Below are 12,978 nucleotides of genomic sequence, written 5' to 3'. Positions count from 1 at the left end.
GTATAACCACGTCAGACCCCACGGGAGCTTGGATAGAAAACCACCAGTCAGCCGACTTGGTGTGAACAACGTGTTGGAAGTCTACACCTAGAACCTAGAACCTAGAACCTAGAACCTAGAACCTAGAACCTAGAACCTAGAACCTAGTACCTAGTACCTAGTACCTAGTACCTAGAACCTAGTACCTAGTACCAAATCGGGCGCTCTTAGGAACTCGCGCCTAGGAACTCGCGCCTAGGAACTCGCGCCTGGTGTCCAGAAGCTAAAACCCAGCTTAAGCACAAAAGCGACCCCGGACCGGACTCAACGTCTCCCCGCAAAGCGGGCCCATTATTCAGGTGGTAAATGGAATTACAAGGTATCAAGGTACTGATCGTCGAGGACGATCCGGTATTTCGTCAACTCATCGGCGACTACTGCCGCCAGCAGCGGATGACGGTGTTCGAAGCGGAGGATGGCCAGCACGGGCTGGAGGCGTTTGAGCGGCACCGCCCGGATCTGGTGCTGGTGGATCTCAGCATGCCGCGCATGGACGGCCAGGAACTGTTGACCCGGCTCGTGGCGCTGGATCCGGAACTGCCCAGTATCGTGATCACCGCCAACAAGGCGATGTCCGAGGTGGTGCTGGCGCTCAGAAACGGGGCCTGGGATTACCTGATGAAGCCGTTATCCGATTTTACTCTGCTCAAAACCGCGATGCTGAACTGCCTGGAGGAGTCGGGGCATATCGAACCGGTTGCCGCTGAGGAGCCCGAGCCGGATAAGCCGGAACCGGCGCTGGCGATGAGGGACAATTTTGACCTGCTCCAGGAGGATGTTCAAACCGCCACCTTAGTGCAGGCCCAGCTTTTTCCTGAGCCACAGACCTTTTGGCAGAGCGGTCGCTTCGATTACGCCATCTTCAAGGCCGAGCCGGTCAGTGATCTTATCTGCGATGGCTTTGCCTGCGGCCCCGACCATTACTGCACCTACCTGGGCAAGATGCACCCGGGGGAGAACAGCAGTGCCTTTCTCAACGTGGTGATCCGCAGCTTTTTCAACCAGAAGCGCAAGCGTTGCGAGCACAGTGGCAGTACCACCATTCTCACTCCCTTTGCCATGCTCAGCTATCTGAATGAACAGTTGATCAAATCGGAGCTCGGTTGCGAGCTGGAGATGGTGTTCGTGGTCCTGAGTCGCTCCACCGGCCGGGTGGCCCTGGCCCGCTGCGGCAGCGGGATCCGGGCGTACCTGAGAACGGCAGCCATGGATGAGGCGGCGCCGATGGACCTACTGTCCCCCATCATGATCCCCAACGCGCCCCCAATCGGTGTCGAGCATGAGGTACAGCCGGCCTGCCACTTCAGAAACCTGGGACCCGGGCAATCACTGGTGCTGTTCGAGGGGGATGCCGAGATCCGTCATGACCTGCTGTCGGACCGCTTCGGTGGGCTGCAACAGGGGGAGCGCCCTGGGGGATACCTTCAGCTGACCCCGCCCTCGGTCTAAAAAAGGTTGTAGCCTGCGCTGAGCACAGCGAAGCGAAGCGCGGGATCTCTCCAATAAGTGGGCTTTGCTCGCCTGATTGCGAGATGTTGCGCTTCGCAGGCTCAGCAGCAACCTACGAGTTTGCGGGCCATTTCGCGCGGGACATGATCCCGATGGGTCGCTTCACGAACGCCGACGATTAACCAAAAAAGCCTCTGAACTTCAGAGGCTTTTTTCATGTTATCGGGTGGCTGAGGCCAGCTTAGCCGGTGTGACGCTCGTAATCGTACTGGTAGTACTGGTAACCGCCGACACGGGACTTCTCCTGCTGGTTGAGGATCACCCCCTTGATCTTGACGCCGCTGGCGGCAAAACGCTTCACCGAGTACTCGATCTCTTTGAGCGCCGTGGTCTGGTGCTTCACCACCATGATGGAGGTGCCGGCGATGGTCCCGACGATGCCGGGATCGGTGACCGCCAGGATGGGCGGCGTATCGATGATCACCATGTCGTAGTTCTCCGAAGCCCAGGTCATCAGCGCGGTAAACTTCGGCAGCATCAGCAGCTCCGCCGGGTTGGGCGGCACCTGGCCGCGGGGCATGAAGTGGAGGTTGTCGACCACAGTGCGATGAATCGCATCCTCCCGTTCAACCTTACCCGCCAGGTGGTCAGAGAGACCGTTGTCCCACGCCAGGCCGAACACTCGCTGCATGTAACCACGACGCAGGTCGCCGTCGATCAACATGACACGCTGCCCCGCCTGTGCCATGACCGCCGCCAGGTTGGCAGAGATAAAGCTCTTGCCGACGCTGGGGGCGGGGCCGGAGAACATGATGATGTTGTTGCGCGCTTCCAGCATGGCGAAGTGCAGGCTGGTGCGCAGGCTGCGCAGGGCCTCGATGGTCAGGTCCGCCGGATGCTCCACCGCCAGAAGGGCATGGCCGCCGTTGAGTCGCTGTTTCAGCGGCAGCTTGCGCTGCTCAGCCTCCAGCTTGGACTCGTACTCCGACTTGGGCACCGTGGCGTAGACCGAGAGGCCGGCGGCTTCCAGCTCCTCCGGCGTTTCCACGCCGCGATTGAGCATCGCCCGTACCAGGACCAACATTACCGAGAGCATGCCGCCGAGCAGCGTGGCCAGGACCACGATCAGCGCTTTTTTCGGCGCAATGGGGGCCGGTGCCAGTGCCGCCTTGTCGATGATGCGTACCGTGCCCACGGTGCTGGCCTCGACGATGGAGAGCTCCTGGGCCCGGTTGAGCAGCTGGACGTAGATGGTTTGGGCCACCTCGACGTCGCGACGCAGCCCCAGCAGGGTCTGCTGGACGCCGGGCAGCCCCTCGATCTGGCCGGTCAACTCCTGCTTCTGAGACTCCAGGGTCTGGCGCTGTTTGATCAGTGCCTGGTAGAGCGGGTGAGACTTGGTGTAGAGCTGCTGGATCTCGGTTTCCTTGATGTTGAGATCGTTCAACCGCTTCTCGTACTCCACCACCTGTTTGAGGATCGCCTCGGTCTCCAGGCTCATGTCCACGGTACGAACCTGGCTCTGGTATTCGTTGAGCGCCGCCTCGGCCGCTTCCAGTTCTTCCTTGACCTTGGGCAGGCTTTGATCGAGGAAATCGAGACTGTTGGCGGCCTGGGCGGACATCCGATTGATGTTCTGCAGCAGGTAGTAATCGGCGATACGATCCAGGGTGGCGCGGATCGCCTCCGGATCTTCACCCTTGAAGCTCAGCGCGAGGATGCCGGAGTTGCTGCCCCGCTCGCTGATCCCAAGATCGGCCCGGATATCGTTAACCGCGGCATTGCGGGAGCGCTTCACCAGCTTGAATACCGTGCCATCGGCGGCGTTCAGGGCCGTCACGGTCAGACGGATACCTTTGCCCTGGGCGCGCTTACCGACGGTGCCGGTGAGCAGGGTTTCCCCATCCAGCGTCAGGCGGTAACGATCCGCGGTCTCGACGGTGAGGTCCAAGGGTTTCCCCAGTAGACCTTTCGGCACGGAGAACTCGCCCACCTGGATGGACTCGCCCCCCAGGCCGTAGCCGAGCAGTTGGGAAGGGCGGCTCTCCTGGTTGCGACGGGCCAGGAAGTTGCCGATCACGGGCAGGCGCACAGGGGCGACCTGGGTGGTCAGGTCCAGCGCGTCGACCACCTGTCCCAGCACCATCCGGGACTTGATCAGCTCAATCTCGGTCACGGACTGGCTCTCGGCCGCAAACATCTCAGAGACCTCGCTCAGCCCGGGAATGCCGCTGGACTTGGGTTCGACCTGGATCAGGGCATCCGCCTGGTACTTCGGCGTGGCCAAAACGGCGTAGGCGATGCCGAAGACGGCGAAGATCGCCGTGATGATGGCGATGGTTTTCCAGCCATCGAGGAGATGGCCAAAAAGCTGACCCAGGTCAATCTCATCGTTGTCCATTGGACGTGTTTGCCGGTCGTCGGCACTCACATTGGTGGGCATAGTGGTCTCATTTCGTTGGTTGTTGCGTGTGGCGCTCGGCGAGCAGCCACCAAGATGCAGTCAAAGCGTTTGGAGGCGGTGCAGGGGCTAACCCAGTACCTTGCTCCAGCCGTTACAGGCTTTTTCCATCAGTCCGTAAACATGGGCAAAAGCTTCCTCAGACTGGCGGTAAGGATCCGGGATCGCCAGGTCTCCCAGCCACTTGCCCAGCAGGAACACCTTGCCATGGGAGAAGGGGGCGATCTGGGTCACGGCGCCGATGTGCCCCGGCTCCATCACCAGGATCAGGTCCGCCTCCCGGGCGATCTCCTGGGTCAGCTGGCGGGCGCGGTGATCCTGATGGGGCAGTCCTGCCTGCTCCAGTAACCTCGCCGCCTTGGGGTCCACCGGCTTGCCCACCAGGGCGCCGACACCGGCGCTGCTGATCTGCTTTTCCGGGTAGCGGGCCTTGAGCATCGCTTCCGCGGTGGGGGATCGACAGATGTTGCCGACGCACACCACTAAGATGTTATCGAACTTCATCATATGTCGTTGATCTCCGTGATAGAACGGGTGGACTGGTAGATGGCGTTGATGGTCGGCATCAGCTGACCCAGTATGCGGTTCCAGCGGCCAACCGGTTGCGTGGTCACGTACACCATGTCCCGGGCCTGCAGCTCGAACTGGTCTGCAAATACGTAGCTGCGGGCATCCTTGAGGTTGATCTGGTAGACGCTGGCGAACTCCTCCGCGTCCGGCGCATTGGCGCGGATCACGAAGACGCCGCTGGCATCCGCCTGGCCCTCGTTGAGGCCGCCCACCTCGGCCAGCGCTTCGGCCAGGGAGAGTCCTGCCCGCTGTATCATCACAGGTTGCGGCTCATTGACTTCACCCAGGACAAACACCTTCTGGTAGTCGTTGCGTGGCACATGGAGCACGTCGTTATGGCGCAGCAGGTGGTTCTGCGTCAGGTCGCCGTTCTCGAACAGGCTGTGCAGGGAGAGTGAGACCTCCTGGCCCTGGCGGGTCAGGACAACATGGCGCCAATCGGCGTCTTCTGACAAGCCTTTGGCGGAGTTGATGGCGTCAAGCACGGTCAGGGGAACGTTAGTGATCGCCTGCTGCCCGGGGTTTTGCACCTCCCCGGTGACGTAGATCCGCTGGGAGCGGAACGCGGCCACGGAGACATCCACCTGGGGCTCCTCGATGTACTTGCTGAGGCGACGGGCCACGATGTCGCGGATCTCCGTGACCGTCAGGCCATTGACCTGAACGGAGCCGATATAGGGATAGAAGATGGTGCCGTCGTTATGGACCCAGTTACCCGCGTCCTCCGCACTGCGGTAGGAGCCCGCGGGAATGGTCAGCTCAGGGTGATCCCAGACGGTGATGCTCAGGACGTCACCGGCGCCGACGCGGTAATCGTAACGGCTGATCTCGCTGTCCAGCACAGGGTTGATCTGCACCTGGGCTTCCGGCTTTTTCAGCTTGCGCAGCAACTCCGGCGTCACCAGCTGGATGCGTAAGTTATCGACCTGATCGGTTTTACCCTCGGCGCTGTCATCGTAGACGTAAGATCCCGGGACCGCGCATCCTGCCAAAGCGATGGACAGAGAAAGTCCCACCAACGGGGCTTTCCATTTTTGGTAAAAGGCGTTCAAGGCAACTCCTGAGGCTGATCGAGGTAGTAAAACGGATAGGTAAAATGACACATGATTCTAATGAACAGCGTGTGGCAAAGGAAGTGGGCATCAAGGCAATTTGGTTAAGAGCTAGCACATTTGTCCATAGGGTGATCTCGCACAGAATGTGTCGCCATTGACCTTGAACTGGCTCACATTGAGCGAGGTTCAGAAATTGACCTTTCCGCGTCAACCTGCATGGTTTACTGGGTTACTGCACCGTTAGGTTCCCGATGCGGCATCATGTTGCGCTTCGGGGTCGTAGCCTGTGTTGAGCGTAGCGAAGCACGGGATCCCTCGATATGCGTTTCGTCTCCGCGTTATGCTTCTCGGTCGTCTCAACGTTGGGCTTCGCAATCTCAGCGGCAACCTACGGGTTGGCGAACCTCGGGATCCCTCCGATGTGCTAACCGATGTTCCGCCTCGCAGCCGTAGCCTGCGCTGAGCACAGCGAAGCGCGGGAACAGTTAATGTCACTAGCTCAAATTAAAAAGCCTCTGAAGTTCAGAGGCTTTTTATCATCACAAGCGAAATGGTTAGCTCTTGGGCAGCGCTTCGTGGTCGGCAGTCACAGCGACCTCCTCCTCCAGCGCTTCCAGTTCGCTCTTGGGCGAGGAGTCTTCCGCGCCGTGCATCCAGTCCACCAGCTTGTCGGACATGAAGTAGAGGATCAGGCCAGACAGGGTAGCGGTAACCGCGATGCCGCCGAAGATGGAGAGGGCGTTCATCAACTGCTCCTCCTTTTCGCCACCGTGGCCGATGAAGGAACCGATCACCCCGGCAATCTTGTTGGCCATGGCGATGAACAGGAACCAGGCGCCCATCATCAGGGAGGCGATGCGCAGCGGCGCCAGCTTAGTCACCATGGAGAGGCCGATGGGGGAGAGGCAGAGTTCACCCAGGGTATGGAACAGGTAAGCACCCACCAGCCACCACATGGAAGACTTGTTGGTCGGGTCACCATCCATCTCGATAACGGCGCCGATCATAAACAGGAAACCGACGGCCAGAAGCACCAGGCCGAGGGCGAACTTCACCGGGGAGTTCGGCTCCTTGCTGCCCAGGCGCACCCAGATGGAGGCGATAACGGGGGCAAAGATCACGATAAAGATGGCGTTTAGAGACTGGAACCAGGTGGTCGGCACCTCCCAGGTGCCGATGGTGCGGTCGGTAAACTCGTTGGTGAACAGGTTCATCAGGCCGCCGGCCTGCTCGAAGCCCGCCCAGAAGATGATGGTGAAAAGACCCATCACCATGATCACCTTGATGCGGTCCCGCTCCTGAGCGGTCAGCGGCTCTTTGCGGCTGCCCTGGTTTTGGGCACGATCCAGCTTGGCCGCAGGGACGGTACCGATGTCACCCAGCAACTTCTGCGCCCAGACAAACTGGATGATCAGGGAGAGCACCATGCCGATACCCGCCAGGACAAAGCCGGCCTGCCAGTCGTTGACGAAGATCTCCTGGCCGTTGACCACTTCGGTGTGTCCGAACTGGGTGTAGGCCCAGGCCACCAGGAAGCCGGAAAGGGCGGCACCCAGGTTGATCCCCATGTAGAAGATGGTGAAGGCGCCGTCGCGACGGTGGTCACCCTCTTTATAGAGGTCGCCGACCATGGTGGAGATGTTGGGCTTGAACAGGCCGTTACCCAGGATCAGAGTCGCCAGGCCGATGTAGAAAACCGTGGTCTCCATGCCCGGGATCCAGGTGTGTGGGGTACCCAGCATGAATTGGCCGATGGCCATCATGGCACCACCAATCAGGATCGCCTTGCGTTGCCCCAGCACATTGTCGGCCAGCCAGCCACCGATGAGCGGCGTCAGGTAGACCGCGCCGGTGAATGTCCCGTAGAGAGAGAGGGCATCAGCCTGGCTCCAGCCAAGGCCGCCACCGCCCTGTTCGGAAACGCGATCCACGAGATAGAGCACCAGAATGGCGCGCATTGCGTAGTAACTGAAGCGTTCCCAGAGTTCGGTAGTAAAAAGGAGGAAGAGACCTTTCGGGTGGCCAAGGAATTCGCCACGGTCGACAGTGTGAGAGCTCATGAGCGTGTATACCTGATTCGTTATCATTATCAGAGTCGAGCCGTCCAGAGCTCGCTCCTCCGCTTGAACCACAGGTTGTTTATACCCGCGAGCGGCAGTCGCTTACCTTAACCAGATCGTCAACAAGATGAAAGCGTGAGCGAGGTTAATCTCTGTATGCAAGGTGTACACTGCCGCGGCGTGCTTATTTTCCCACCATTGACCGCCTAAAAATGCATCAGCAATGGGCTTTCAAGCGCAGCCTGTCGCCAATCACATCCTAATTTCATGTAGCCTGCGCTTCGCGGGCTCAGCAGCGGGAGTGGCATTACCGTCGTCTCTCATTTATCCCTTATGTAGCCTGCGCTGAGCGCAGCGAAGCGCGGGGATGACACTCCCATTGCCCCAACGTTGCGCTTCGCGAGCTCAGCGGCAACCTACGGTTTTGGGGCCATCTCGCGTCGGTTATCCATTTATCCCTCATGTAGCCTGCGCTGAGTGCAGCGAAGCGCGGGAATGGCATTACCGTTGTCCCTCATCTATCCCTTATGTATGTCCGCGAACAATGCCTCGATGTTGCGCTTCGCGGGCTCAGCAGCAACCTACGGGTTTGCGGGCCATCTCGTCCCGGTTATCCATTTATCCCTTGTGTAGCCTGCGCTGAGAGCAACGAAGCGCGGGGTTGTCCTCGAACAATGCCTCGATGTTGCGCTTCGCGAGCTCAGCAGCAACCTACGGTTTTGCGCCATCTCGCGCCGGTTATCCCTTACGTAGCCTGCGCTGAGAGCAACGAAGCGCGGGAATGTCACTCCCATTGCCCCAACGTTGCGCTTCGCGAGCTTAGCGGCAACCTACGGATTTGCGGGCATTATGCTCTTAGGAACCTAGAACCTAGAACCCAGAACCCAGAACCCAGAACCCAGAACCGAGAACCGAGAACCGAGAACCGAGAACCGAGAACCGAGAACCGAGAACCCAGAACCTAGAACCCAGAACCCAGAACCCAGAACCCAGAACGCCCCCAACCGGGTTTCGTGCCCGTAACGCTCTCGCATTATTTCGTAAGAGATTGCCTACATGACGACCTAAGCCCCCGAAATACCGCAAGGCTCAAAGGCCGTAATCGTGATCCAATCGAATGAACCAAACTCACTCCCTTGCGCATCGATTCCGCCTTGGTATCATCCCTTCCACCAAGCTACCGGTTCACTCCTCAATCGGGTGTGAACTTGGCGCTCACGGCAATGGAACAAGCGGTAAGTGGAAGAGGGACGTTATGCAGAGTTGGTACCTCTTGTACTGCAAAGGCAAGCAGGAAAAGCGGGCACAGGCGGCACTCGAAAACCAGCACCTCGCCACCTTCTTGCCGGAGATAAATGTCGAACGCTTAAAGCGTGGGAAACGGGTGATGGAAGCCCAGCCGTTGTTTCCCAATTATCTCTTTGTTCGTTTCGACCCCTGCATCACACCTATCCAAGCAATCCGGAGCACCCCAGGGGTTTCCTCCATCGTGCGGACCCAGGGGCAGCTTTTGCCGGTGGAAACCAGCCTCGTGGTGGGATTGAGGCAGATGCAGGCTCGGGAGCAGGAGAGCAAAGAGCCGCTTACCGAGTCGTCGTTGCCAAAAAGTGGCGAGAAAGTCACCATCACCGACGGGCCGTTTGCATCGCTTTGTGCGATCTACGCCGAGCCTGACGGTGCACGCCGCAGCGTGCTTTTGCTTGAAATGATGGGAAAAACTCAGCGCGTCAGCCTGGACAACCTGTCCTTTACCCGGCGCTGACCGCCCGAAACCGCTGATTTGACCCACGGGGCTTTGCTGAGAACGGGCAAGGCCCCCTCAAAAAAATCGACCCTTACGCACTTTGGGAGCGACACCCAAGGGCGGAAGCGTGGTAAAATCTCGCCCCGGATATTTTCGCTCAACAATGAAAACAATACTTTGTGCGATAGTGCCCGCTAACACCCTTGAGGTTTTCGGATGCTCTGCAATGGATCCTGCTGTCACCATGAAAAAACGCTTTAAACGACTGACTTCGCTGCTGATTACTTTACCGCTGTTACTTTCTCAGGTCGTGCACGCCATGCCGGCCCCCTCCCCGGAGATGATTGAGCAGTTCAAGCGCTTGCCGGCCTCAGAGCAACAGCGCCTTGCCCGGCAATTCGGTATCGACCCCGCGCTTATCAATGCCTATTTAGGCTCTGGCGGCGGAGGAAGCGCCCGAAGTAATTATCAGGAGCCTGCTCAACCGTTGCTCACCCCAAGGGGGGGGCCGGAGTTGCCATTTTTTGAATTCGAGCAGGATGCAGAGCCTTTCGATGACGGGCAGCTACGGCCTTACGGTTACGAACTCTTCGAGGGTGAGCCCTCAACCTATGCCCCGGTCAGCGATGTGCCTGTGCCGGCAAACTACGTTCTGGGGCCGGGAGATGAACTGCGTATTCATCTCTACGGCAAGGAAACCGAAACCCACAGGGTTATCATCAACCGCAATGGCAGCATCGACCTGCCTCAGCTGGGCCCCATCCACGTAGCGGGGCTGACCTTCTCCGAGATGCGGGATCTGCTGAAAACCTCGGCGAAGGAGCAGCTCATTGGCCGTAAGGCCAACATCACCATGGGTGAGTTGCGCTCCATCCGTATTTTTGTGGCCGGGGAAGCTTACCGCCCGGGCTCCTATACCGTCAGCGCCCTGAGTACCGCCTCCCACGCCCTGACGATGGCGGGTGGCCTGCGTGAAATCGGCTCACTGCGTAACATCCAGATCCGCCGTGATGGGGAGCTGGTGGGGCAGTTCGACGCCTACGACCTCCTGATGCGTGGCGATGCCTCCGGGGACCTGCGCCTGCAGTCCGGTGACGTGGTGTTTGTGCCCACCGTGAACGCAACAGTTGCTGTCGAAGGTGATGTCCGTCGCCCGGCGATCTACGAGCTTGCCGGTGGTGAAACCATGGCAGACATTCTGGCGATGGCCGGGGGTACCCTGCCGGGGGCCTATCCGTCCGCGTCTGTGGTGGAGCGATTCAACCGTCGCCACCAACGCAGCATCGTCAATGTGGATCTTACTGCCAACGCCGGTAAATCGATGCGCGCGCAGGACGGGGACCGTTTGCAGGTCCGCTCCAGCAGCGACGAGCTTGATGGCGCCGTGACTCTGGTCGGCGCCGTTGCCCGCCCGGGTAACTACCAGTGGCAAGATGGCATGCGGGTCTCCAACATCCTGCGCTCCCTCTCTGCGGACCTGACCTGGAACAGCGACATCGGTTACGCGTTGATTGTGAGAGAGCGCAATGTCCGCGGGGATATCGAAGTGCAAGGTTTCGACCTGGCTGAAGCGATCCGCCATCCCGGAAGCGTGGAAGACCTCATGCTGATGCCGCGAGATAAGATCCTCGTATTTAACGACCGCGATGAAGCGCTGGATCGCCGTGAGCTCGGCAAGCTGTTCGAAGAGCTGTCGGAAGAGCAGTCTCTGCAAGCCAGTGCCCGCGTTAACACCGACGAGGCGGCGATAGGCCTCGATAAACTCAGTGAGCGCACGACGCTCGCTGAAAGAAAGGAAGTGGCCGGGGTCGCGGTTCAGGACGACGGCGGTAGCGACAGTGCCAAGGCGAAAAACAGCGAAGATCTGAAGTACCGCATCCTGACGGCGCTGTTCCAGCACGATGTGCTTATCGAGATGTCGTCTCAGTTGACCCGCCGTGAGCTGCTGTTTCCCGTATTGGCCAAGCTGAACGGCCAGGCACGCTTTGATCAGGGCGTGAAAGTGGTCGCCATCGATGGCGAGGTGGCCAACCCTGGGCTTTACCCCTTGGTGGAAGGCGCCAAGGTGTCAGACCTGATTGCCTTGGCCGGCGGCTTGAAGGAGAGCGCCTACCTGGACCAGGCGGAACTGTCCCGGACCCTGTCTAACGATCTTTCGGGTACCTCTATCCATCACCTGTCGATCCGCCTCAATGAGCTTTTGGCAGGCGATGGTAGCGTGGATATTGCCCTCCAAAGCCGAGACCGTTTGAACGTCTTCGCCAAGCCGGACTGGCAAAACACCCCGACGGTAGAGATCCGCGGCGAGGTGCGTTTCCCCGGGATCTACGCCATCCACAAAGGGGAAACCCTCGCGGATGTGATCACGCGTGCCGGTGGCTTTACCGAGTATGCCTACCCCTATGGGGGGGTGTTCACCCGTGAATCCGTGCGCCGCCAGGAGCAGCTGGAGATCCAGCGGGTGGTGATGGGGCTGCGCAAGGAGTTGGCGAACCGGACGCTCTCGGAGGCGGGCAGTTACGCCTCGGTGGCGGATACCAATGCGATGCTGGCACAGCTGGAAAAGCTGAAGGCAACAGGCCGCATGGTGGTGGACTTCAATGCCATTCAGGCCAAGGACGCTGAGCATAACCTGATCGCCGAAGGCGGAGACCTTATCTACATCCCGCCGATGCGCCAGACCATTGCCGTGATGGGTGAGGTTCAGCACCCGGCTTCTCATCGTTTCGATGGACGAATGACGGTGAAAGACTACGTGAAACTTTCCGGCGGCAGCACCCGGCGGGCGGACACCAGCCGGATGTACGTGGTGCGGGCCGATGGCTCCGTGATGATACCCAAGTCCAGCTTCTGGTTCGGCGGCAAGCAAACCCTGCGGGCCGGCGACACCATCATTATGCCGCTGGATACCGCCTACAAAGACAACCTGACCCTCTGGAGCCAGGTCACCGGCATCATCTACAACACCGCCGTCGCCATCTCCGCCCTTAACATTATTTAAGGAAGGCGCTAGGTACTAGGGAAAAGCCTGGGTTCTAGGGAAGAGCGGTAAGAGCAGGATGCTAGGTACTAAAGAAGTGCCTAGGTTCTAGGAACAGCGATAGGAGCAGGATATTGGGCTCTCGCTCTTAGAATAGAACCTAGAACCTAGCGCCCTTGCTCTTTAGCCAAGGAAAGGATGCATGTACAAGTACGAAAACCTGGAGGTCTGGCAGCGAGCAATGGGGCTGTATGTCGATTTGTACGGTCAAATGGCCAATTGCCGTGATTTCGGCTTCAAAGATCAGATTACACGCTCAGCTTTATCTATTCCTTCCAACATTGCCGAAGGAGAAGAGCGGGAGTCAAACCAAGAGTCTGCACGCTTTCTCTACTTTGCCAAAGGCTCTGCCGGAGAGCTCGTCACTCAACTCCTGCTAGGCAGAGAAGTTGGATTGCTGGAGCAAGAAAGTGCCACTCGCATGATCAATGAGGCTCGTCAAATTTCTCGAATGCTGGCAAGTCTGATAAAAATCAGGAAGGGGAGCGTGAATGAAGCTTCTGCTACGTACGCTCCTGAAGAACCTAGAACCTAGAACCTAGAACCTAGAACCTAGAACC

At 59.0% G+C, this 12,978-nt stretch carries 8 protein-coding genes; 4 read left to right on the top strand and 4 right to left on the bottom strand.

All coding sequences use genetic code 11. The annotated features are described in order from the left end of the window. Positions 1-345: 345 nt before the first annotated feature. Positions 346-1,488 carry a response regulator gene (locus tag ABD997_RS01120; RefSeq protein WP_345315171.1) on the top strand — a complete coding sequence of 381 codons (1,143 nt, stop codon included), beginning with the start codon at positions 346-348 and terminating at the stop codon, positions 1,486-1,488. Positions 1,489-1,729: 241 nt separating this feature from the next. On the opposite strand, the gene ABD997_RS01115 is transcribed toward ABD997_RS01120, so the two are convergent. From ABD997_RS01115 to ABD997_RS01100, 4 genes are all read right to left on the bottom strand, one after another. Then, entirely contained in the window at positions 1,730-3,931 is a 2,202-nt protein-coding gene (locus ABD997_RS01115) for a polysaccharide biosynthesis tyrosine autokinase (protein ID WP_345315170.1), read from the bottom strand. An 87-nt stretch (positions 3,932-4,018) separates the two neighbouring features. Continuing rightward, complete coding sequence (locus tag ABD997_RS01110) at positions 4,019-4,456, bottom strand: low molecular weight protein-tyrosine-phosphatase (RefSeq protein WP_345315169.1); 438 nt, start codon at positions 4,454-4,456, stop codon at positions 4,019-4,021. Continuing rightward, positions 4,453-5,535 carry a polysaccharide export protein gene (locus tag ABD997_RS01105; protein WP_345315168.1) on the bottom strand — a complete coding sequence of 361 codons (1,083 nt, stop codon included), beginning with the start codon at positions 5,533-5,535 and terminating at the stop codon, positions 4,453-4,455. Before ABD997_RS01105 ends, ABD997_RS01110 begins: the two co-directional genes overlap by 4 nt. A gap of 593 nt (positions 5,536-6,128) precedes the next feature. Beyond that, on the bottom strand, positions 6,129-7,634 hold the full coding sequence (locus tag ABD997_RS01100; RefSeq protein WP_345315167.1) for a peptide MFS transporter: 1,506 nt from the start codon (positions 7,632-7,634) through the stop codon (positions 6,129-6,131). 1,117 nt (positions 7,635-8,751) lie between these two features. On the opposite strand from ABD997_RS01100, the gene rfaH reads away from it, so the two are divergent. The 3 genes from rfaH (at position 8,752) to ABD997_RS01085 (ending at position 12,953) form a co-directional block, all read left to right on the top strand. Beyond that, the gene (gene rfaH / locus ABD997_RS01095) at positions 8,752-9,396 is read left to right on the top strand and encodes a transcription/translation regulatory transformer protein RfaH (protein ID WP_345315166.1); all 645 of its coding nucleotides are present in this window, start codon (positions 8,752-8,754) and stop codon (positions 9,394-9,396) included. Positions 9,397-9,622: 226 nt separating this feature from the next. Further along, a complete protein-coding gene (locus ABD997_RS01090; protein WP_345315165.1) occupies positions 9,623-12,379 on the top strand; it encodes an SLBB domain-containing protein in 2,757 nt (918 codons plus the stop codon). A 181-nt stretch (positions 12,380-12,560) separates the two neighbouring features. Next, positions 12,561-12,953 (top strand): four helix bundle protein, encoded by a 393-nt coding sequence (locus ABD997_RS01085; RefSeq protein WP_345315164.1) that lies wholly within the window; start codon positions 12,561-12,563, stop codon positions 12,951-12,953. Positions 12,954-12,978 lie beyond the last annotated feature (25 nt).

Source organism: Ferrimonas gelatinilytica, assembly GCF_039544205.1.
Taxonomy (GTDB): Bacteria; Pseudomonadota; Gammaproteobacteria; order Enterobacterales; family Shewanellaceae; genus Ferrimonas; species Ferrimonas gelatinilytica.
The sequence above is the reverse complement of the archived record's forward strand: the minus strand, read 5'-3'. Positions and strand labels throughout refer to the sequence as shown.